Origin of the sequence: Mesorhizobium sp. DCY119, from assembly GCF_003590645.1 — a bacterium.
Lineage (GTDB): Bacteria > Pseudomonadota > Alphaproteobacteria > Rhizobiales > Rhizobiaceae > Mesorhizobium_M.
In genome coordinates, this window is sequence record NZ_CP031834.1 from 3931306 (window position 1) to 3953973 (window position 22668).

Annotated in this window: 18 protein-coding genes; 3 read left to right on the forward strand and 15 right to left on the reverse strand. The window is 61.5% G+C overall.

From position 1 onward, the window contains the following. Positions 1-185: 185 nt before the first annotated feature. The 10 genes from DZG07_RS19105 to DZG07_RS19150 all read right to left on the reverse strand — a co-directional run bounded on the left by DZG07_RS19105 (position 186) and on the right by DZG07_RS19150 (position 12154). Positions 186-923: a glucose 1-dehydrogenase gene (locus DZG07_RS19105; protein ID WP_119819682.1), complete on the reverse strand. Its 738-nt coding sequence runs from the start codon at positions 921-923 to the stop codon at positions 186-188. Between the two features lie 55 nt (positions 924-978). Beyond that, the gene (locus DZG07_RS19110; RefSeq protein ID WP_119819683.1) at positions 979-1773 is read right to left on the reverse strand and encodes a glucose 1-dehydrogenase; all 795 of its coding nucleotides are present in this window, start codon (positions 1771-1773) and stop codon (positions 979-981) included. Positions 1774-1854: 81 nt separating this feature from the next. Continuing rightward, complete coding sequence (locus DZG07_RS19115) at positions 1855-2862, reverse strand: ABC transporter permease (RefSeq protein WP_119819686.1); 1008 nt, start codon at positions 2860-2862, stop codon at positions 1855-1857. Beyond that, the gene (locus tag DZG07_RS19120; RefSeq protein ID WP_205557140.1) at positions 2862-3845 is read right to left on the reverse strand and encodes an ABC transporter permease; all 984 of its coding nucleotides are present in this window, start codon (positions 3843-3845) and stop codon (positions 2862-2864) included. Before DZG07_RS19120 ends, DZG07_RS19115 begins: the two co-directional genes overlap by 1 nt. Continuing rightward, on the reverse strand, positions 3842-5293 hold the full coding sequence (locus DZG07_RS19125; protein WP_205557142.1) for a sugar ABC transporter ATP-binding protein: 1452 nt from the start codon (positions 5291-5293) through the stop codon (positions 3842-3844). The genes DZG07_RS19120 and DZG07_RS19125 overlap by 4 nt, the downstream gene beginning before the upstream one ends. 155 nt (positions 5294-5448) lie before the next feature. After that, positions 5449-6558, reverse strand: coding sequence for a sugar ABC transporter substrate-binding protein (locus tag DZG07_RS19130; protein WP_197716877.1), 1110 nt, complete (start codon positions 6556-6558; stop codon positions 5449-5451). Between the two features lie 61 nt (positions 6559-6619). Then, positions 6620-7150 (reverse strand): nuclear transport factor 2 family protein, encoded by a 531-nt coding sequence (locus DZG07_RS19135; protein WP_119819691.1) that lies wholly within the window; start codon positions 7148-7150, stop codon positions 6620-6622. A 447-nt stretch (positions 7151-7597) separates the two neighbouring features. Continuing rightward, a complete protein-coding gene (locus DZG07_RS19140; protein ID WP_162931661.1) occupies positions 7598-8356 on the reverse strand; it encodes a sulfite exporter TauE/SafE family protein in 759 nt (252 codons plus the stop codon). Positions 8357-8606: 250 nt separating this feature from the next. Next, a complete protein-coding gene (locus DZG07_RS19145; RefSeq protein ID WP_119819697.1) occupies positions 8607-9605 on the reverse strand; it encodes an ABC transporter permease in 999 nt (332 codons plus the stop codon). Continuing rightward, positions 9602-12154: an ATP-binding cassette domain-containing protein gene (locus tag DZG07_RS19150; protein ID WP_205557143.1), complete on the reverse strand. Its 2553-nt coding sequence runs from the start codon at positions 12152-12154 to the stop codon at positions 9602-9604. The genes DZG07_RS19145 and DZG07_RS19150 overlap by 4 nt, the downstream gene beginning before the upstream one ends. 356 nt (positions 12155-12510) lie before the next feature. Here DZG07_RS19150 and DZG07_RS19155 point away from each other — a divergent pair, with 356 nt between their 5' ends. Then, positions 12511-13266, forward strand: coding sequence for an SDR family NAD(P)-dependent oxidoreductase (locus tag DZG07_RS19155; RefSeq protein WP_119819700.1), 756 nt, complete (start codon positions 12511-12513; stop codon positions 13264-13266). A 12-nt stretch (positions 13267-13278) separates the two neighbouring features. Next, complete coding sequence (locus DZG07_RS19160; RefSeq protein WP_119819703.1) at positions 13279-14988, forward strand: FAD-dependent oxidoreductase; 1710 nt, start codon at positions 13279-13281, stop codon at positions 14986-14988. 248 nt (positions 14989-15236) lie between these two features. Here DZG07_RS19160 and DZG07_RS19165 read toward each other — a convergent pair whose 3' ends face one another. From DZG07_RS19165 to hmgA, 3 genes are read right to left on the reverse strand one after another with little or no spacing between them, the layout of a single operon-like run. Further along, complete coding sequence (locus tag DZG07_RS19165; RefSeq protein ID WP_119819706.1) at positions 15237-16187, reverse strand: MBL fold metallo-hydrolase; 951 nt, start codon at positions 16185-16187, stop codon at positions 15237-15239. Between the two features lie 10 nt (positions 16188-16197). Next, positions 16198-17433 (reverse strand): fumarylacetoacetase, encoded by a 1236-nt coding sequence (gene fahA / locus DZG07_RS19170; protein ID WP_197716880.1) that lies wholly within the window; start codon positions 17431-17433, stop codon positions 16198-16200. Further along, positions 17433-18770 carry a homogentisate 1,2-dioxygenase gene (gene hmgA, locus DZG07_RS19175; RefSeq protein WP_245429658.1) on the reverse strand — a complete coding sequence of 446 codons (1338 nt, stop codon included), beginning with the start codon at positions 18768-18770 and terminating at the stop codon, positions 17433-17435. Before hmgA ends, fahA begins: the two co-directional genes overlap by 1 nt. 230 nt (positions 18771-19000) lie before the next feature. Between hmgA and maiA the strand changes: the two genes are divergently transcribed. Continuing rightward, positions 19001-19639, forward strand: coding sequence for a maleylacetoacetate isomerase (maiA, locus tag DZG07_RS19180; RefSeq protein ID WP_119819715.1), 639 nt, complete (start codon positions 19001-19003; stop codon positions 19637-19639). Between the two features lie 249 nt (positions 19640-19888). On the opposite strand, the gene DZG07_RS19185 is transcribed toward maiA, so the two are convergent. Together DZG07_RS19185 and DZG07_RS19190 are read right to left on the reverse strand one after the other, a co-directional pair. Beyond that, positions 19889-20980 (reverse strand): substrate-binding domain-containing protein, encoded by a 1092-nt coding sequence (locus DZG07_RS19185; protein ID WP_119819718.1) that lies wholly within the window; start codon positions 20978-20980, stop codon positions 19889-19891. A 150-nt stretch (positions 20981-21130) separates the two neighbouring features. Beyond that, complete coding sequence (locus DZG07_RS19190) at positions 21131-22639, reverse strand: aldehyde dehydrogenase family protein (RefSeq protein WP_119819721.1); 1509 nt, start codon at positions 22637-22639, stop codon at positions 21131-21133. Positions 22640-22668: the final 29 nt, after the last annotated feature.

Here is a 22668-nt window from a genome sequence, read left to right on the forward strand (position 1 = left end):
TTCAGTCAGGCAGGGCTCGGCTTGCCATGCTGCCGAACCGGAAGCCGGTGACCGTTCTTTCCACGATCTCTGACCCAAAGCCAAAAGCGTGCGCGGGCTGACGCCGCGCGCGCTTTGGTCCGCGTTTCGCGGAACATTCCGGGATTGGAGTGCGGCCGCACCCGGCGCCGTTCGTCCGGCCGACGCTAGAACAGATTCGGCATGCCGCTGGTCTCGCCGCCATCCGCGACGAATTCCGCGCCAGTGCTGAATGAGCTGTCGTCCCCCGCAAGAAAGACCACCAGCTTGCTGATTTCCTCGGGACGTCCAAGCCGGTTCATCGGAACGTGCTTGAAATCGGGATACAGCCCGGCGACCATTTCGGTGTCTATGTTGCCCGGATGAACCGAATTGACGCGAATGTTGAAGGGCGCCAGTTCGATGGCGGCTGCCTTGGTCAGGCCACGAACGCCGAATTTGGACGAGATGTAGGCCGGAACGCCGCTGAAGCCCTTCAGACCCGCGGTCGAGGAGATGTTGATGATCGAGCCGCCGCCCGCGGCCTTCATCAGGGGAATGACCGCCCGGATGCCCTTGAACACGCCGCCGAGATTGACCGCCAGAACCTGTTCCCATTCCTCGTCGGAACAATTCTCGATCGCGGAGAATCTGAGGATGCCGGCATTGTTGACGAGCACGTCGAGACGTCCGAAGCGCTCTGCCGCGACTTTGACCGCGGCGGCCCAATCCTCCGTCTTGCTGACATCCAGGTGGACCGCAATGGCTCGGCTCTCCCCGAGCTCCGCGGCAAGCCGGTTGGCCTCGCCGTCGAGCACGTCTCCCAGGACCACTTTCGCGCCGGCCGCAGCGAAGGCCCGCGCTTCGTTTGCGCCCATGCCTTTTGCTGCGCCGCTGATCAGGACAACCTTGTCCGAAACGCTCATGTCTGCCGCCTCCTCCTGCCGCTGCCCCACGCAATGCCGGGCTTTCCACCGCCCGCTACTTGATCGTCCAGCCGCCGTCGGCGAGGTAGACGGCGCCATAAACGAAGCTTGCCTCCTCGCTCGCGAGAAACAGGACCACATTCGCCAATTCGACGGGCTGGGCATGACGCCCAGCCGGCGCCTGGCGCAGGGCGTGCACGACCGGCAGCGTCTCGTCATTGAGGATCTTGGCGGTCATGCCGGTTTCCACCGCGCCCGGAGCGACGGCATTCACGCGCACGCCATGGTGGGCAAAATCGAGGGCCATCTGGCGGGTGAAGCCCACGACGCCATGCTTTGCCGTGGTGTAGGCGACACCGCCCCCGCCGGCGATGAAGGCGGCAATCGAGGCGATGTTGACGATGGCACCGCCGCCGGCCTCGATCATCGATGGCAGCAACGCGCGCGAGACCAGCCACATGCCCTTGAGATTGACCCCCATGATCCGGTCCCACAGGGCCTCGTCGGTGTCGAGGGCATTGGCATAGTCGTCAAGAATGCCGGCATTGTTGAGAATGACCCGGACGGGACCCAGGGCCGCGATCGTTGCCTTGGCCGCGGCTTCGACGCTTTTCATATTTGCGATGTCGACGTGGAAACCATCCGCGCGTCCACCGGCGGCTCGAATTTCAGCGACCGTGTCGTCGATGCTGCGCCGGTTCACGTCCCAGACCGCGACATGCGCGCCTTCGTGGGCGAAACGGTTGGCGCTGGCGCGGCCGATGCCGGAACCCGCGCCGGTGACGACGGCGGTCTTGCCGACGAACCGCTGTCGAGGCGGGTTGCTCGGATCTGTCGCAGTGGTGCTCATTTTGAATCCTCCGGGCTAGGTGACGCGACCCGTCGTGGGTAGGCCGTATTCTCTGGAGTTGTCGGGCGAAGGGCGCGCTAATTAGGTCCTTGCCGGCCTTCCGGCGCCGCTTCGTGCTCGCCATCGGACCGCAAGGCGCTGCATCGCAATGCCGACCGGCGAGTCGCCATTGGCGATGTCGACCGCGAGAAACGCCAGCAGGACCGCGCCGGTGGTAATGTTGGCTGCCCAGTTGGGGGCGCCCAGCAACTGCAACGCGGCCAGCAGGAGCTGCAGCGTCACCACGCCGACGAACACGCCCGCCATGGTGCCGCGGCCGCCATAGACGCTGACCCCGCCGATCAGGGCGGCCGCCACGGAAGCCAGCAAGAGCGTTTCGTAGCCCGTCGGGGTGGCGCTGCCGCCGCGCAGCGACGCCAGCGCGCCGGCCATCGCGGCAAGCCCCGCCGAGACCGCAAATGCGAACACCAGCGGCCGGGTCTGCGGCACGCCCGCAGCGCGGGACTCCTTCCGCGCGCCGCCGATGGCGTAGAGTTCGCGACCGATGCGGGTGTAGCGCAAAATCAGAGCCAGAAGGATTATCACCGCGATCATCAGAAGGCTGAACGTCGAGAAGATGAAATAGCGCGCGCGCAACGCCATCGAGATGGACAGGTCCGACAGGCTCAACGTGATCGTGCGCTCGTTGGTCATGATATAAGCGAAGCCGCGAATGCCGATGTACGTGCCCAGCGTGAAGACCAGCGACGCGATCTGTAGTCTGGCGATGGCGAAGCCTTGCAACATGCCGAACAGGATCGCCGGGACCATGGCGGCGACGACCGCGACGACGGCGCCATATTGCGACATGCTGATCGCGGCGATGCCAGCGCAAGCGGCGACCGAGCCGACCGAGAGGTCGAGTTCGCCGGCAAGCATCGTCGCACCCAGGCCGGCTGCGATCAGGCCGATCAGCGCGCACGATTCAAGAATGGCGTAGGCGTTGCCGGTGGTGGCAAAGTTCGGCACCGTGAACGCAAAGCACAGATAGACCAGGAGCCCCAGCGTACCGCGTTGGACGACCGGATTGCGAAGGAACGAATTGGTCATCACCGGGTCCTCCTTCTGTTGCCGGCCAGGTGGAAGCCGACCACGATCAGAACGATGAGCGCGCCCGTGATCATGGTGCGTACGCCCGACGACCAGGCAAGCAGCAGCATGTAGTTCTGGATTGTCGCGATCACGACGGCGCCAAGCGCGGTCTGCACCGGGGAGCCCCGGCCGCCCTGGATCGCCGTGCCGCCGATCAGCACCGCGGCGATGATGTCGAAATCCAAGCCGGAGAAGCCCATGACGCGCGCTTTGGAGAATTGCGCGGCGGCCAGAACACCGACGACGGCGGCCGCGAGGCTGGCGATGATGAAGACCGTGATCGTAACCCGTGCAACCGACAGGCCGGCGGCCCGCGCAGAGGCGCTGTTGGCGCCCAGCAGCACGGTTTCATGGCCGAACCGCGTCTTGTTGATCGCCCACCAGGCAATGGCGACGGCGATCACGAAGGCCCATGTCTGGGTCGGCACGCCGATGATCCTGGCATTGCCCAGCCAGGCCACCAGGTCACTGTGGATGGCGACGTTGACGCCATTGGTGGCAAAGCCCGCTAGGCCGGCCAGCAAGGCGCTGGCGCCAAGGGTCGTGATGATGGGATTGGCGCCCATGGCGATGATGGCGCCCTGGACGGCGCCGATGGCGATCGCGACGACAAAGGTCAAGGTCAGCGCTAGATAGAACGGCATTCCGTAGGACATCGCGACCGCAAGCGTGATGCCGGTGAACATCACCGTATTTCCCAATGCCAGGGAGAAGAACCGGCCGGACAGCGTGATGAAGGTTGCGCCCAGCGCGACGATCCCCGACATGGCCGCGGCCCGCAGAATGGACAGGCCGTTGTCGGTGGTCAGGAATGCCGGATTGTGCATGCCGCCAAGGATAGCCAGGACAATCAGGACAGCCAGGATCAGGCCGAACCGTGCAAAGCGGTTCAAGGTCCGGCTCCGGTGCGGAATGGATGCTGTCGCCGCGTTGTTCATCATGCGGCCCTGTCGTCCGAGTGGGTGATGTCCTTGAGCAATTCGTGGCTCGTCACCTCACTCGGGGAAACGGTCCGCACCTGGCGGCCCCGGTACATCGAAATCACGGTGTCGGCGAGGCCCAGGACCTCATCGATATCCGACGAGGCGAACACCACGGCCATGCCTTCGTCCGCGAGGCGGCGCAGATGGCCGTAAATCTCGGCGCGAGCGCCCACGTCGACGCCGCGCGTGGGTTCCGACACCAGCAGAACGCGCGGTCGAATGCCCAGCCATTTGCCGAGCGCGACTTTTTGCTGATTCCCACCGCTGAGCGCACCGACCTTGTATTCGGCGCGAGTGGGATCGATCGTCATTTGCTTGGAGATCCTTGCAGTGACCTCACGCACCCTGCGCCGGCTCACCAGCCCATTGGGCGACACCTGCCGCATGGACGGCGCCACCAGATTGCGGGCAACGGTCAGGTCGGCGAATATGCCGTCCAGTTTGCGGTCGCTTGAGCAATAGGCAATTCCCGACCGCATGGCCGTCGGGAGCGTATGTGCCGGCGGCAGCGCCCGGCCTCCCACTTTTATGGAACCCGATTCGACCACGTCCGCGCCGGCGATGGCGCGCAGCAGCGCTTCAGAACCGGAGCCGACCTGACCGGCGACGCCGACGATCTCGCCCGCGCGGACGGAGATGGATTGGCGGTTCTTGAGAGCGCGGGTGGTGACGCCCGACAATTCGAGAACGCTCTCGCCGAAGCCGGACGAGCGCGGCGGGAACATCTCCTTCAGCGGGCGGCCGATCATCTGTTCGATGACCTTTTCGAGGGTCATGTCGCACACATTGACCGGTGCATGGCTTTCGCCGCCGCGCAGCGTGGTGATGCGATCCGCGATCTCGAACACTTCGCCGAGCCGGTGCGTCACGTAGATGACACTGTGCCCGGCCCTCGCAAGCCGTACGACCGTGGCCTTGACCAGTTCGATGTCCGCGTCGGACAGAGCGGCGGTCGGTTCGTCCAAAATCAGGATGCGGGCATTTGTCGCCAGCAGCCGCGCGATTTCGATAAGCTGGCGCTCGGCGACGGCGAGCTGCTCGATCCGTGCGGCCGGGTCGAGATAGGTCAGGCCGACCGCATCGAGATAGCCACGCGCCTTGCTGGCCAGACGCGAACGCGTCCACGGTCCGGAAAATGGCACGCCGCCCAGAAAAATGTTCTCGGCAGCGCTCAGTGGCCCGATGACGCTCAACTCCTGCTCTGCCACTGCGATGCCAGCCTCGTGGGAGAGTTTGGTGCCGCCCAGCAGCGTCGACTTGCCATCGATTGCAATGGTGCCAGAATCAGGCGACTGCAGCCCGGCAAGGATTTTCACCAACGTGCTTTTGCCAGCGCCGTTTTCACCAAGCAGGGCCATTACTTCCCCGCGCCGCAGTTGGAAATCCACGCCCTTCAACGCCTGCACGGCGCCGAAGGACTTGCAGATGCCCTTCATTTCCAGGACCAGCTGGCTTCCCGCTACACCCGACATGCTCATCGCTTCTGGTTTGTGCGTTCGGTTCCTGTGGGACGCGCGGTGATCAGCGCGCCCCGCAGGTGATCACGACCGAGCGCGCCGGCTCAGCTGTAGTTGCACAGTTCTTGCGCGGTTTTGCCCCAGATCACCGTGTTCTTGTATGCGTCTTCGGTGCCTTCCAGGGCAGTGTTGGGCATGAAGTTCCAGCGATGCGGTGGCTCGTCAATCGACGGAGGATTGTCCGAGGACAGGTACATCTCGTCGTCGATGACCTTGCCCGTGTTGATGAAGGCGGCGAGCGCATACATCGCGGCGGCCCCTTCGATGTAGGGCGATTGAACGGACGAGCCGACGATCTCACCGGCCATGACGGCAGCATTGGTGGTCGGGTTCATGCAGGTACCCCCGACAAACAACGCGTCCTTGCCGGGGACGATGCCGCTTTCCTTGGCAGCCCGCATAGCGCCAAAGGCTAGGGCGTCGTTCACGCCATATATCCAGTTGAACTTGCCCTTATTAGCCGGAATGATTTGCGAGCCGACCGAATAGCCTTCGTTCTCCAGATAGCCACCCGAGTTGACGTCGGCGAGGATGTGCGAACTCGGGAACTCCTTCTCCATCACGGAACGGAAGCCCTCGACGCGCTGCTGTGCAGCGGTGTGTCCGGCGACAGTGTTAACTACCAAGCCGTCGCCGAGTTCAACGCCAGCCTTCTTGGCCCCGGCGATCAGCAGTTTGGCGGCATCGACGCCGCTAAGGAAATCGTTGACGCCGCCGTAGACGTCGAACAGATCCTTCTGCTCGGCGGATGGAACTTGGTTGAGAATCGCCAGTGGAATGCCGGCCTGTTTGATGGCCAGTTCAGAGGCCACCGCGGCGGCACCCGAAACCGGGTTCAGCACGATGCCGATCGGCTTGTTGCCCGTGGCCAGCATCTGCTGGATGGCAGCATCCTGCTGTTCCTGAGACGAAGCTTCGACATAGGTGAGATCCCAGCCGAACTTCTTGGCAATGTCGGCGGCGCCCACTGCGTTCTGGCCGAAATAGGGGTTCTCACGGGACTGGCCGAACATGATGATCGACCCGGAGGTCGGCATCTCGGCCAGTGCGCCGCTGCAACCGATGGCCATGGCGACAGCCGCGGCCATCCCCGCGACGAATTTCCGCGGACGCGACTTTGCGGCCGAGGCATTGGACAGTCTGGTATTTTCCATTGCTGTTTTCCTCCCTTTTGGATTGGCAATTGACGCCGTGCGCCGGCGGCGCGACGGCCGATTAGCCGGCTCGACCGAGGACCTCCCAGACCACTTTGATACGGGTGAGCGTCAGTGACGAAATCCGCCACTTTCCATCGATGCGCCGGTACTCTTCCTGGTAGTGTCCGAAGCCGTGCATGACCTCGTTGCCATATTCGAGGCGGTCGTAGAGCGACCACCGGCCGGTGGCGTAGTCTTGAGAGTGAGCGTGGATTTGCGGATCGTGCCCCTGGTGGACCGCGACAATCTCGCCAACGGCACCAGCGATAACCTTCGCGGTTTCAGGGCCGCCAACGACGACCCAGGAGTCCGGGTCGATGCTATCTTCGGTCACACCATGATGCCCGACATGGTGTTGCGGCTCGCCGCTGAAATCCACCCGTGCATCGTCGGTGAAGATGTCGACGATGCCGTGCCAATCCTTGAAGTCGACCGCCTGAAAGTACCGCGACTTGAGGAGCTTGATCTCCTCGATGGCCTCCAGGCGCGCAATGGGATCGAGGGCCGAACCACGTCCGCCCTCGCCAGCTTCTGACTTTGAAGCCGCCATACCCTTATTCCTCCCTGAGGCTGCGCCTTGCTTTCGTCGCGGTGAGCGCGACAGCCTCTAAACGTTCTGTCGATCTGAAATAAACATTGGATAACTCATTCGTCAATGGCTGATTCGAATCGCGGCGCATTTTGTTGGCATCTGCGGTATTCATAGGTAAGCCGTATGCCGCCCAAAAATGCCCTGCAAACAGGCAGCAAAAAGGCCAAGCGGGCTGAAGCCGAAGTCTAGGCGTGGCCCCCGCCGGGCGTATTTACAACCAAGCAGAAAGCTTTGTGGCCGTCATGGCAATGGTCATCTAATTCGATAAATACAAATAGATTCGTCCAAAATGGCGCCTCCGGTGTGCTGTATATTCGAGGATTTGCGTTAAAGGCGGCATTGGCAACGCGGCAAGATCGGGACGCACTAACTCGCTGCGTGCGCAATTGTCGGCGGCGCCTCAAGTCATGCCGCGCCGGCCTCGTTCCAGGCTTGTCCGAGAAGCAAAAAGCTTATGAAAAGCAGTATGATTGTCACTATGAAGTTGAAGCTCCTTATGTCGACGTACCGAACCAGCCAGACACCCATCCAGCTCGAAACCACCGCGAGAGGAACAAACACCGCGCTCGTCATCAGTTGATCGAAACTGAACAGGCCAAGCGCCGCGTAAGTGGGAAGCTTCATCGTGTTAAGCGCTGCGAAAAACATCACGCTCGTGCCGACATACACCTCCTTGGAAAGCCGCTTAGGCATCACGTAGATCTGGAAAGGCGGCGACCCGGCGTGGGCAATGGCGCTAGCAAAGCCGCCCGTCGCACCCGCACCGGCGCACAACAGTCGATCGAACCTGTAGGTGACCGCAAGCGTGGGAACGCCTCGGCAATAAACGATGACCTGCCAGATCGAGAAGATGAGCGAGACGAGGCCCAGCGCGAGCTTGACGCCCCATTCCGGCACGGTGGAGGCCAGGACATATGCGGCGAGGACACCGACCGCGCCGCTCGGGATCATCGTTACGAGAATCCGCTTGTCGAAGCTGCGCCGATACAGAAATACGGCAAGCGGGTCCTGCACCAGCATGACGGGCAGCATCAGTCCCGCGGCGGTTATCGGATCGGTCACGGCGGCGACCATGGGAGTGCTGACCATGCCGATACCCGCGAACCCGCCTTTCGACAGGCCCAGGATCGTCACTGCGACCGCCATAACGATGTAGAAGGTCAAGCTCGCGTGCATTGCAATTTCCGGATTGCGGGCGCGGACGTCAAGCTGGATCAGCAGACAACCGCGATTCGGAAGAGCTGGCCGGGATCGGTAGCAACGTCAAAAGCGTATTCCGTGCCGTTCGTCATGGTGGTGTTCCTGAGGTCCGACAGGAAGGCTCTGTCGGAAGCTTCAGCGCCGTGGATCAAGGGGAGACGTTTCCGCCGGCCGTACGCCATCGGCGCCGCGTTTGCCGTCGAGACCCCCGAAACTAACTGTGGAAGATCCTCAGGACCGTCGGGATATGTCGGATCGTGACGGCAACAACGATCGCGAGCGCCTGCACCAGGAGTTGCACTGACGTGTCGGCGCCTAGTGCGAGCACCATCTGACCCAGCTGTGCCATGAACAGCGCGGCCATGCCACTCGCGATGACGCTGCCGCGTCCGCCAGAGAACGGAGTGCCGCCGACAACCACCGCCGCGATGGCCGGCAGCAGATAGTCGTTTCCGGCGATGTGTGAAGCCGTCCCGATGAAGCCGGTGAAAAGCATTCCGGCCACAGCGTAACAGATGGCCGCGACGGCGTAGGTCGCAACCTGATAGCGCAGAGTCGGAATTCCCGCCGCGGCGGCTGCGGCCGGGTTGGCCCCGACAGCGACGAACCGACGCCCGGCAATGGTGCGCTTCGTGACGACACTTATGACGATGATGAAGAGCAGCGCGAGCACCACGGTCATTGGAATTCCGAACAGCGAACTGTGCGAGAACGCGGCCAGGCCCTCGGGCGCTGTCAGATAGCTCCCGCCTGACACCGTGCGAACCGCGCCGAGGAGTATGGCGTTTGTCGCCAGGGTCGCGACTATCGGGGTGATGTTGACCCTGGCCACCAGCAAGCCGTTCACGGTGCCAATCCCGATCGCAATGAGAAGGGTCAGCGGCACCGCGAGCAGCGTCGATCCCGAGAGAAAGCCGATCTTGGCGAAGAGAAGCCCGGTGATAGTCATTATGCCCGGCAGGGACATATCCAGACCCCGCTGCTGGATGACGATCGTCATCCCGACGGCTGCAATCGCAAGGATTGCGGCAAAGGGCAGCATCGAACTGATGGCAGCCATCTTGACAACGCCCGGCGCAACGAAGGCCGAGACGATGAACAGCGCGACTGTCCCGCCCCATATCCAGGAAAACTCGTTGAACAGGCTGCGGAATTCGGAAGCCGTACCCTCTGAGGCCATGATCGGGTCCCGCCCTAGCGCGCGCGCAGTCATACCTGAACTACTTTCTGCCGGCTCATCGAGTAGAGGGCAACGGCCGAGAGTATGAGGAAGCCGAGCAGATATTGCTGCCACTCCTGGCTGAGCTGGAGGAAGACGGTCACCGAACTCACCTGAACGATGAATACCGCCCCCAACAGGGCGCCAACAAATGATCCGCGACCACCAAACAGGCTGGCGCCGCCGATGACAACGGCCGCGATGGAACCGAGGGTGTAGTTCAATCCGGCACGAGGATCGCCGATGCCGACCTGGGATATCATGGTGATCGTGGCAAGGCCGGCAAACAGCGAACAGCCCACATAGGCGAGAAGCCGCGACAGGACCGGCTTGACGCCGGCAGTCCGCGCGGCTTCCGGCCGGGAGCCAAGCCCTCGAAGGGCAATGCCCAGCGACCGGCGGTACAGGGCGAACTCCAGAACCAAGGCAATGAGGACCGCGACGATGAAACTGACCGGGAAAATGCCGATCTTCTGCCCCAGCGTCAGCATTATCTGGCCGTCGATCATGCCTGCCGGGATCGGCCGCAAGATGAGAGAGATGGCCTGTACGGCCATGAACGTGGCGAGGGTCGCGACCATCGGATGCAGCTTGAGACCGTCGACCAGGAACCAGTTGATGACGCCGACCGCCAGAGCCACGGCCATCAGCAGGGACCATCCCAGCAAATGGTCGCCGACGCCGGCGCCGTTCAGCAGGAAGAATGAAGCCACGACCTGACAAAGCCCCATCAGCGGTCCGACAGACAGGTCGATGCCGCCGACCAGCATCAACAACTGCTGGCCATAGCCGACCAGCGCGAGAGTCGCCGCCAAGGTCATCATCCCTGTCAGGCTGCGCGGCGACATATAGAAGGGATTCCACAATCCCGCGAACGTACCCAGCATCAGGATTGCCGCAGCCACCATGATAAGGGGCGCGGCATTGCCTGCCGCCCACCGCCAGAAGGCCCCAACGTTCTTCTGGTGCTTGTCGCGCTGTCCGGTCGACTTCAGAACCGACGAGGTAATGTTGTCTTCGGTGACCCTTTCCCCCGAAAGCATCTCGACGATGCGGCCGCGCGAGAAGATCGCGACGCGGTCGCTCAGTCCCGCAACTTCCTGGGCGTCCGAGGAAACGACGATCACGGCGATCCCCTCGCGCGCGGTTTCGCGCAGGATTCTGTAGATTTCCGATCGCGCGCCGACGTCCACACCCTGCGTCGGTTCATCGACCAAGAGGACCCTGGGCTTGGCGGCAAGCACGCTCGACAGAACGACCTTCTGCTGGTTGCCTCCTGACAGCGATCGGATCGGCGTTTCTCCGCTCGGCGTCTTTACCGCGAACTGGCTGATTGCGTCTCGTGTACGCTCATCCTCACTGTGCGAGCTGATGATCCCGGCGCGAACATCCTTCCAAAGACTGCGTATCGAGAAGTTTTCCCGCACGGTCAGTTCGGAAAATATGCCTTCGCGGTGCCGGTCACCGGGCAAGTAGCTTATGCCCAGCTGTCTGGCTTCCTGGCTGGAACCGATCGTGACATCGTTGCCCAGAATGGTCACCTTCCCGACGCCGCGATAGATACCGGCAAGGGCGCGCATGAATTCGCGCTGGCCGTTTGCGTCGATTCCGGCAAGGCCCAGTATTTCGCCTTCGCGCAGCTGCAGCGACACGTTCGCAAAGCCGGGGCCGGAAAAGCCTTCCGTCGCGAGGATCGGCTGGCGCTCGCCCACAATCGCCTTGTCAGGGAACGTCCTGTCCAGCGAGCCGCCGACGATCAGGGAAACGATCTGATCCTCGGACAGCTCCTTGACGTCGAAGGTGCCCTGACCTTCGCCGTCGCGAAGAACCGTCAGACGATCGGCAATCGCCTGCACCTCGCGAATCCGGTGCGAGATATAAATCACGGCTGCCCCGCGCGCCGTCACCAAACGAACCCGTTCGAAAAGGCGCTCGACATCTTCGGCGGCGAGATGCTCGGTCGGTTCGTCAAGCACGAGCACCTTCGGCTTACATGACAGCGCCTTGACGATCTCGACGATAAACCGCTGCTCGGGGTTCAGGATCGCAACGTGTTCGCTCGGGTCTATGGAAACATCGCTGCTCCAGTGCAAAAGCAGGTTGCGGGCCCATGCGTTCAGGTTCGACAGCGGAGGCCGCAAGGATTGCGGCAGGCCAAGATACAGATTCTCGGCCACCGAAAGGTCCGGCATGAGCGCGGGCTCCTGGCGAACGATCGCGAGACCAAGGTTGCGCGCGATCTCCGGGTCGCCCCGCATGACCTCGCCGGAAATTCTAACTTCGCCTTCGGTAGCGACCAGCGCGCCCGAAGCCACCCCCATCAGGGTGGATTTTCCGGCGCCGTTCTCACCGACGAGACCGTGCACCTCGCCGGCGCGAACGTCAAAAGTGACCTGATGAAGCGCACGTACACCGGGAAAGTGCTTGGACACCCCGCGCATCTCGAGAAGAAGATCAGACGCGGACATCTTTGCCTCCGGACCTGCGGCGGATCCGGACGACGATCGCGGATCGGAGCGTACTCGCGCGCTGACTCGACGCATGTTGTTCCTCCCGAACGGCGCGAACTTGGACCTGGGATTCGCGATCCACGCGCCCGAATGCCGATCCGACACCTCTGCTCTGGCATCCTCCCCTTCTATTATCCAATAGCGAATTGATTTGTCAATAATGGATGTCCTGAGATGCTCACTAGTAAATCGTGATGTGTTGCCGCTGCGGTCGGGCCGCACCCGTAGGCACCCTCTGCTCTCCCATAGTCGGGCAGAATCGCAGACGATCACGAAAACCCCTTGGCATGCAAAGGCGATTTGCTATAGTCGAATAATTTCGTCACTACCAAATGAAATTCGCGTAGTCTACAGTGACCCGATGCGCTGCGAGACGGCCGGGAGGAAACATGCAGGGAATTGACCAGGCGATGGCCGTCGTCACCGGCGCTGCGCAGGGGAATGGCAAATCCATCGCCATGGGTCTCGCCGAGGCCGGTGCACGCGTCGTCGCCTGCGATATTCAGGAGACCGAAGTCATCAAGGTCGCCGAGGAGATACGCGGCCGCGGTGGCGAAGCCATCGCAATCGCTCTCGACGTCACCAGCAGGCAGAGTTGCGAGCACGTCGCCCGCGAAGCGCAACGCCAATTCGGAACGCCTGCCAAGATCCTGGTCAACAATGCCGGGATCATTCGCCGGGCGGCACCGGACGCTCCGACCTTCGACGACGACTGGTCAGCAGTCATGAATGTAAACGCGACCGGCTCGATGAATATGGTCCGCGCCTTCCTGCAGCAGCTGAGACAATCGAAAGGCCGCATAGTCAATTTGGCATCGATCATGTCGGTCGTGGCAAATCCGGGCTTGGTTGCCTACGCCGCCTCCAAGGGCGCGGTGCTTCAGATGACGCGGGCGCTCGCGCACGACCTGGCGCCCGATGACATCCGCGTGAACGCTATCGCGCCCGGTGTGATCGAGACCCCGATGACGGTTGCAACCCGGGAGAACCCGGAAGCGATTGCCCGCTTCATGGCGCACACTCCAATGCGAAGGCCGGGCAGGCCTGACGAACTGGTCGGGCCCGTTCTGTTCCTTGTGTCGGATGCATCGAGCTACGTGACCGGAGCGCTATTGCCGGTCGATGGCGGCTATCTGGCCGCGTGACGGAGAAGCAGGATGAAACGTGAAGTCGTCGATGTGCTCGTTGTCGGGTCTGGAGCGGGCGGATTGTCAGCCGCCGTGGCCGCCGCTCATCGAGGGCTGCAGGTGATCGTCACCGAGAAAGAGCCCGTATTCGGAGGCACGACAGCGCGCTCCGGCGGCTGGATGTGGATTCCCAACAACGCTCCGGGCAAACGGGCCGGGATAAAGGACAGCGTCGAGAAGGCGCGAACCTATCTGAAACATGAGACGGGAGAGCACTACGACTCGGCGCGGGTGGATGCCTTCCTGGAAGCCGGCCCGAAGGCAGTCGAGTTCTTCGAGAGCAACACGTCGCTCCAGTTCGATCTGGGTCCGACATTTGCCGACTATCATCCGACTGCACCCGGTGGCATGGACGCCGGCCGCTCGATCGTCGCGCGCCCTTTTGATGGCCGCAACCTAGGCAAAGAAATCAAACGTCTGCGCCCACCGCTTCGTGAAATCACGGTCCTGGGAATGATGATCGGTTCGGGCAAGGAACTGCTCCATTTCTTCAACGTTACACGCTCGCCGATATCGGCTCTCTACGTGACCCGCCTGGTTGCCAAGTTCGCGCTCGACGTCGCCTTCCATGGCCGCGCGATGCGACTCATGAACGGAAACGCGCTTGTCGCCCGGCTGGCCAAGTCGGCCTTCGACAAGAAGGTTCCGATTTGGACGGATTCGCCAGTAAAGTCTCTCATCCACGACGAGAGCGGACGAGTCACCGGCGCAGTTGTCAATCGCCCATGCGGACCGGTCGAGGTTCACGCGCGCAAGGGAGTAGTATTGGCCGCGGGCGGATTTCCGCAGGATGCGGTGCGGCGCAAAGAGACCATTCCGCACGCGCCGTCGGGCCATGAGCATATCTCGCCCGCGCCTCCGGGCAACACCGGCGATGGCCTGCGATTGGGCGAGTCCGTCGGCGCGATCGTGGATACCTCCCTGCCTAACGCGGCGGCATGGGTTCCGATCTCGCGTCCGCCGATGCGCGATGGCCTGCTGGGCACCTTCCCTCATTTTGTAGATCGATCCAAGCCCGGCGTCATCGCCGTGACCCGCTCTGGCAGACGCTTCGTAAACGAAGCTCACAGCTATCATGACTTCTGTCAGGCTATGATCAAACGCTGCGCAGAAGAAGGCGGGTCCGACGCCGAGATCGCGGCGTGGTTCGTCGGCGACCACCGGGCGTTCCGTAAATATGGCCTCGGATTCGCGAAACCCGCTCCGGTCCCCTACAAGCACCTAATCGAAAAAGGCTATTTGTACCGCGGCAAGACCCTCGCCGATTTGGCAAGCCAGATCGGCGCCGATCCGGACGAGTTCGAGCGCACGGTCGCCAGATTCAACAGCCACGCCGTCGGCGGCGAGGATCCGGAGTTCGGCAAGGGCTCAACCGCCTACAACCGGTCGTTGGGCGATCCAGCGCACAAGCCAAACCCGTGCGTGGCGCCCATCAGGGACGCTCCGTATTACGCTGTTCGTCTGTATGTCGGCGACCTCGGGACCTTCGCTGGTCTCAAGACCAATGAATACGCACAGGTATTGGACAAGAAGGGCAAGCCGATCAGCGGTTTGTACTCGGCCGGCAACGATGCCGCCTCGATCATGGGCGGCAACTATCCCGGCGGCGGGATTACGCTGGGACCGGCCATCACCTTCGGCTATATCGCCGCCCGTCACATGTCGGGCGCCAACAACTGACCGAAGCTGGACGCAAACGACAGCCCCGAGACCTCAGGTCGCGGGGCTGTTTTTCTGTCTGCGTGCGCTTATCCCTGTCGTGATAAGAGCATGACCGCGAAAACCAGCGGAAGCCTGGCTTCAGGAGGTTTCCAACGCCCTCGTACAGCCATCGCGTGTGTCCGGCCGGCAAAAAAACGGCAGGCCGGCATGTGCTGAATTGCGCCCGGATCCGTAGTGCCGCCTGGGCAGCGATCTTGGGCCGCCGCTTAGCCCTGAAGTGCGCTCCACATCTCGCGGTCGCGTTCCGCGGTCCAGATACGCGGCGTATCGATGCCGCGGGCTTCGTCAAAGGCGCGTGATACGTTGAAGGGCAGGCAGTGCTCGTAAATAGCAAAGTCCGCGAACTTGGGATCGCAAGATTCGCGCACCGCGTCCCATGCCAACTTGAGCGATCCCCCGCGCGCGACAATGCGCTTTACAGGCTTGTAGGTCGAGCGGACAAAGTCGGCCGTCGCCTCGATCGCCTTGGCCACCATTTCCTCGCCGACCAGAGCACCGCCCCTTCCCGGCGCGATGGCCTTGGGCTCATAGGCAGCGATATTGGACAAGGTCGATTCCCAGTCGTTGAAATGGCCGTCACCGCAATAGCAGGCCGAGTGGTATTCGACGATGTCGCCAGTAAACATCACCTCTTGATCTGGTACCCAGATCACCGAGTCGCCTGCAGTATGCGCGCGCCCCAACTTCGTGATTTCAACGCGGCGCTTGCCGAGATACACCGTCATGCTGTCGGTGAATGTCGTGGTCGGTCGCGTCAGACCGGGTATCTCCTCATGACCCTGGAACAGGCGCGGAAATCGGCCGAACTCGCTGTCCCAGTCCTCCTGGCCGCGTTCCTCTACCATGGCCGCCGCCACGTCCGACATGATTATCTCGCGGGCGCCATAGGCGGAAGCTCCAAGAACGCGCACGGCGTGATAGTGCGTCAGGACAACGTGCGTGATAGGCTTGTCGGTAACGGTCCGCACGTAGTCTATGACCTTGCGGGCGAGCCGAGGTGTTGCCTGTGCCTCGACGATCATGATGCTTTCGTCGCCGATGATCACGCCGGTATTTGGATCGCCCTCGGCTGTGAAGGCATACAAGCCCTCGCCAACTTCGGTAAAGCTGGTTTTCTTGTCTTCCATGTCGCTTTGCGACGCGAATGCCTTGGACATTTTTCTCTCCCTATTCCTGTGCCCAGTCGGGCAGGTCGCCCGCTGGAATGATCTTGCCTGCGCAGTCACCGAAACCAATGCGATAGCCATCGCCATGGGCCGCGCCCCGGAGCACCAGCGTGTCACCGTCTTCGAGGAACGATCGGGATTCTCCCGTGTCGAGTGAAATCGGTTCTTTCCCGCCCCAGGACAGTTCGAGGAGCGAGCCGCGGTTTTCCCTGGATATGCCCGAGATCGTGCCCGAGCCCAGCAAGTCGCCCACCCGCATCGAGCATCCGGACGTGGTGTGGTGGCAGAGCTGCTGCGCCGGCGAATAATACAGCTGATCGAAATTGGTTCGCGAGATCACTGTCTCGGACTTGCCGTCGGGGGCGAGCGTCACTTCGAGCTCGATTTCGTAGATCATAGGGCCGGGCTCGCGCAGATAGGCGAGAAGCGGCCGCTCTCGTTTCGGCGTCGAAGTACGGAACGGCTCCAATGCGGCCCTGGTCACGATCCAGGGGCTGATTGTCGTGGCGGTCGCCTTCGACTGGAAGGGTCCCAGCGGTTGATATTCCCATGCCTGGATGTCGCGGGCCGACCAGTCGTTCAAAAGGACGTAGCCAAAGATCATCTCGTCGGCCTGCGCGACAGACACCATGCCGCTCGAGGGCTGGCCAACGATGGCGCCCATCTCGAGTTCCAGATCGAATCGGGCCGAGGGCGCGAAGCGCGGCAGCGCGTCGTCCGGCCCTTTCAACTGCCCCCATGGACGTTTCACGGGTGTGCCTGAGACAACGACCGAAGATGCCCGCCCGTTATAGCCGATCGGGATCGACAGCCAGTTCAGCGGCAGAGCGTTCTCGGGGCCGCGAAACATGGTGCCGACATTGAACGCATGGTTCCTGCCCGCGTAGAAGTCTGTGTACTCCGTCACTCGGAACGGCATCAACATCCGGGCCTGTGATTGCGCGACAAGACGAGGCTCAATTGAAGTTCTGTGCGACTCGTCGGACAGCAGTTCGGTCAGCCGGGCGCGCAACGTGACCCAGACCGCCGGACCAGCCGCCATAACCGCGTTCCATTCCGGTGCCGCGAAGAGGGACGGATCCAGCTCATGGTCAATCTTTTCGACATCCAGGATCATTTCCCCGATGGCGACCCCCAGCCTGGCTCCCTTTCCGTCATCGAAAACACCATACGGAAGGTTCTGGATCGGAAAGTCAGTGTCGCCGCTCGCAGATGACACCCAGCTCCGGGTCGCCATCAATCCTTGATCCCCGGCCTGCCGTCGAACTTCTTCTCAAGGCTATCCCAGCAGTCGATGTAGTCGTCCTGCAGAGGCGCCTCCCTGGCGGCGAACTCGGTCAGGTGCTGCGGGAAGCGGGTCTCGAACATGAAAGACATGGTGTTGTCCTGGAATGCCGGCGTCATCGGTTCATTCGAGGCGTGTTCGAACGCGTTCCGGTCCGGTCCATGCGGCAGCATCATGTTATGCAGAGACACGCCGCCAGGGACGAAGCCCTTGGGCTTGGCGTCGTAGACACCATAGATGTTGCCCATCAACTCGGACATTATGTTCTTGTGGTACCAAGGCGGACGGAACGTGTGCTCGGCCACCAACCAGCGTTCGCGGAACAGCACGAAGTCGATGTTCGCCGTGCCCTCCTGCCCTGAGGGCGCCGTCAGCACTGTGAAGATCGACGGGTCCGGATGATCGAACAGGATGGCGCCCACCGGCGAATAGGTCTTGAGGTCGTACTTGTAAGCGCAGTAGTTGCCGTGCCAGGCGATCACATCTAACGGCGAATGGTCGACAAAGGTCTCGTGGAACTGCCCGCACCATTTGATGACGACGCGGGACTTGGCCTTGCGGTCTTCGTAGGCGGCCACCGGGCATTTGAAATCGCGAGGATTGGCAAGGCAATTGGCCCCGATCGGCCCACGATTGGGCAGATCAAATTTCTGTCCGTAGTTCTCGCACACAAAACCGCGGGAGGGGCCTTCGAGTACCTCGACCCGATAGACCAGACCGCGCGGAATGATCCCGATCTCCTTGGGCTCGAGATCGATGATCCCCAATTCGGTGGCGAAACGAAGCCGCCCTTCCTGAGGAACGATCAACAATTCGCTGTCGGCGGAATAAAAATACTCGTCTTCCATCGACCGGTTGACCAAATAGACATGGCTGGCCATGCCCACATGGGTGTTAACGTCGCCAGCAGTGGTCATGGTGCGCATGCCGGTGATCCAGGTCAGCTCTTCTTCCGAATGCGGAACCGGGTCCCAACGATACTGGCCCAGCGAAATCACATCGGGATCGACGTTTGGCGCCGACCGCCAATAGGGCACGTCGATCTTAGCGAAGCGCCGCACATGTTTGACCGAGGGGCGGATGCGATAGCACCAGGTTCGCTCGTTCTGCCCGCGCGGCGCGGTGAACGCCGTACCGGACAGTTGCTCGGCATAAAGGCCGTACTCGCATTTTTGCGGGCTGTTCTGGCCTTGGGGAAGAGCGCCGGGAAGCGCTTCTGTCTCGAAGTCGTTGCCAAATCCCGGCATATAGCCTTCGTGGGTGCCATTGGCGGTAGCGGCACGGGCCATGGCGACGGGCACATGATGTTTGGTCATGAGAACACCCCTAATCGAGAAGATCGGATTGCCGCAAACAAACCATAAAATGGTTCTTCTTGCAACGACATATGCTAATTTATTCGCTATTATCAAATCTTCGATCAGGCAAATCGGGCTGGTAGGTTTGTGCGCCGCGCTCCGATTGCGCAATAGCCCCGGCTGCGCTGCTGTCACCCTTCGACGAATCCGGAGAACAACAAATGGCCGCCCACAGAAACAGCAAGATCAGGGTCTACGACTACTGGAGGTCGTCGGCCAGTTACCGGGTGCGCATCGTCCTCGGGCTGGCAGGGCTCGAATGGGAGTCGGTTGCCATCGACCTTGTTGCCGGCGAGCAACGCGAGTCCGGCCACCTCAAGCGCAATGCGCAGGGGCTGGTGCCGGTCATCGAACTGGACGATACGCTGCTCAGCCAATCTCTGGCGATCATCGAATATCTCGATGAAACACGCTCACTCGGCCTGCTGCCCGAGGATCCCGTCTCCCGCGCGCGCGTCAGAGCCCTGTCCTATGCCATCGCAATGGAAATCCACCCGGTGTGCAATCTCAGGGTTGCCAGATTCGCGACCGATCATTCGGGCGGGAACATCGATACAAAAACCTGGATGCAACACTTCATCGGTGCGGGACTGGCCGACTTCGAGGCGCTACTCGAAGGCGGGAGATTTTGCTTTGGCGACACGGTCACGATGGCGGACATCTGCCTCATGCCGCAGATCTACAATTCCATCCGCTGGGAGGTGGATATGACGCCGTTTCGTAAGATCGGCGCCATTGTCAAACATCTTGAGCTGCTGCCGGCATTTCGTGCCGCCCATCCCGAAGCCGTGCGACGCTAGGGAATCGCGACGGAAAGCGACTGCCGGCCCTCGACGAAAGCGATGCAAAATCCAAAACCGAAGCAGGTTGCACATCCTTGATTCAGGCAGTTCGCCTTGCCGGTCCAGGCCCAACGTCCGCCACCGCTAGCGGCCGGGAGGCGGCCCGTCGGTCATTGCAACGCGGGCACGAGGGAGGCGACCATTGATGCGAAAGAAGCAGGACCAGAATTCTGGCCCTGCTTCTTCAGGCTTTGTCGTCTTGGAGGATTATTGCGCAAACAGTTGCTTGAGCTTATCGATCGGCAGCGAGGATGCGAGATCTGCGTCCGGCGGCATCGACGGATCGCACTTCGGATCAAGACCCTCCTCGCTGTTGGCAAACGGAAAGGCGACAAGTGCGCGCGGCTCAGGGTTCTCCACGCCGGCACGGGCGGCCATGGCGGCACGAAGCGCGAACCGGACGTCGGCGGTCGTTCCGCTTAGAGCAAGCTGGGGCCAGGCCTTTCCGGCGGCCTTGGCGTCCATGTACTTGCAGCTGTATTCATTGTTCGTCGCAATGAAGGCCATCGCCGGCATCGGCAGACCTGCGGCTTCATAGGCCTTCATCGCGGCGAGGCTGGTGACGCCGTAGTCGGAGCCGATTGCATCGATCTGCGGGTATTTGGCGATCAAACCCGCCACTGCCTTCTGGGCATCCGCCGGGTTCCAGTTGGTGACGATGAAGTTGTCGTCGAGCAGTTCAACATCGGGATAGGCCTTGAGACCTTCCTTGTAGCCATCCAGGAACGTAACGGACGAAGCTGAACCCGGAAGACCGCCGAGGAAAACCGTCTTTCCTTTTTTGATGGTCTTACCGACCCATTCTCCGAAAATTTTACCCGCGGCGTACGCATCCTCATATGGGTTGGCCACGTAGTCGACACCCATCTGGCCGCCGAGATTCGAGAAATATGGAACCATCGTCACGCCGGCTTGCGTGGCAGCCCGATAGGCCGGGATGGCCGCGTCACCGAAGTCCGTAAAAGTGACGATGACCTCATATCCTTGAGCAGCAAATCCGTTGATGGCCGCGTTGTAGGCCTGAGCGTCACCGCCGGCATCGGAATAGACGACCTCGGTGATATTGGAACATTTCGAGGCTTCGTCCTTGATTTCGGCGAAGGCGGTCTTGCGCCACGAATTGCCGCCGTAGCCGTCGATCAAGGCCACCCGCACAGGCTCGGTGCCGCAGAACGGAGTGATATCGCCATGTTTATTCACGAAGACAAAATCATCTGCGAATGATGTAGTAGCAGACAGGGAAGCAAGCAGAATGGAGCCGGCGCCCAATGCCTTGCGGCACTTATCGATAGTAGACATGTTTCTCCTCCAAAAGGCCCTAGTCGCTGCCTATCCCGGGTCTTGGCCCACTGACGCAGGAACATTTACGATTTCCGCCTCGCTTCGGCCGCTTCGTCGCCGGTGCGGAACGTTTGGGAGAGGGACGGATTTGCACCGTCCCCGAATTCGCTAACCGAGATAGGCCGCCACCGACTTGATCTCGGTGTAGATCTCCATCGCCGGCTTGCCCATCTCGCGGCCCCAGCCGGATTGCTTGTAGCCGCCCCAGGGCATGTTTGCGTCGCTCTGGTTGTGGGTGTTGATCCAGATGATGCCAGCCCGGATGCGCGCCGCCAGGCGATGTGCGCGGTTGATGTCCTTGGTCCAGATGCTGGCGCTTAGACCATAGGTTGTATTGTTGGCCTCGCGCGCCAACTCATCGATATTATCGGAACTCATCTTCATGGCGCTGATCACAGGGCCGAAGATCTCTTCCTTGTAAACGCGCATCTGGGGCGTGACATCCCGCAGCAAGGTCGGCTTGACAAAGTAGCCAGCCATGCCCGCATCACCCCCAACGACCATGTTGGCACCCTCGTCGAGGCCGGCCTGTAGCAGCCCCGTGACTCGCTGATACTGTTTTTGCGAAACGATCGGTCCGAGGTTGGTTGTTTCGTCGAGCCCATGACCCAGTTTCAGGCCCTCTGAATAGGCGGCGACGCCTTCGATCACCTTGTCGTACACATCTTCGTGGATGTAGAGGCGCGAGCCGGCGGTGCAGGCCTGACCGCTATTCAAGAAGACAGCTTCGGCGGCTCCGGGAATTGCGGCCTCGATGTCGGCGTCGGGAAAGATGAAGACCGGGCTCTTGCCGCCGAGCTCAAGGCTTACGCGCTTGAGATTGCCCGCTGACGCACGCACAATCGCCTGGCCGGTTGCCGTGGAGCCGGTGAACCCAACCTTATCCACGCCATGGTGATCCACCAAGGCCGCGCCGACTTTGCCGTCGCCGGTGAGGATATTGACCACGCCGTCGGGAATACCGGCCTCACGGCAAATATCCGCGAAGCGCATCGCCGACAAAGGCGTATCCTCGGCCGGTTTTACGACGACGGTGCAGCCCGCGGCGAGCGCCGGTGAAAGCTTCCAAGCCATCATCAGGAACGGAACGTTCCAGGGTAGAATCTGCGCCACCACACCGACGGGTTCGCGCACCGTGTAGACATGCCATTCACCGCCCATATTCACGGGCATTGTGGTGCCGTCGATCTTGTTGGCCCAGCCGGCGAAATAGCGGAAATGGTCTGCGGCAAGACTGATGTAAAAGTTCTTGACCACAGCGTAGGGTGAGCCTTCGTCGAGAACGTCAAGCTCAGCCAATTCAACCGAATACTTGTCGATCAATTCAGCCATACGCCACAGGATCTTCATCCGCTCGTTTGGCTTCATCCGCGTCCACGGGCCATTGTCAAACGCCTCGCGCGCGGCGCGAACCGCCAAGTCGACGTCGTCCCTGTCCGCATCCGCGACGTTCGAGATCACTTTGCCGGTGGCGGGATCGACCACGTCGCGACGGCCTCCCTTGACCGCGTCACGCGCCTTGCCGCCGATGAAGAGTTGATGCTTCTGCTTCAGAAATGCTCGCGTGTTCTCGCTTACGAAGTCGAGGGGATTATCGATCGAAAACATCTTGCCCATGTCAAACTCCTAGCAGTTCTTGCAGTTTC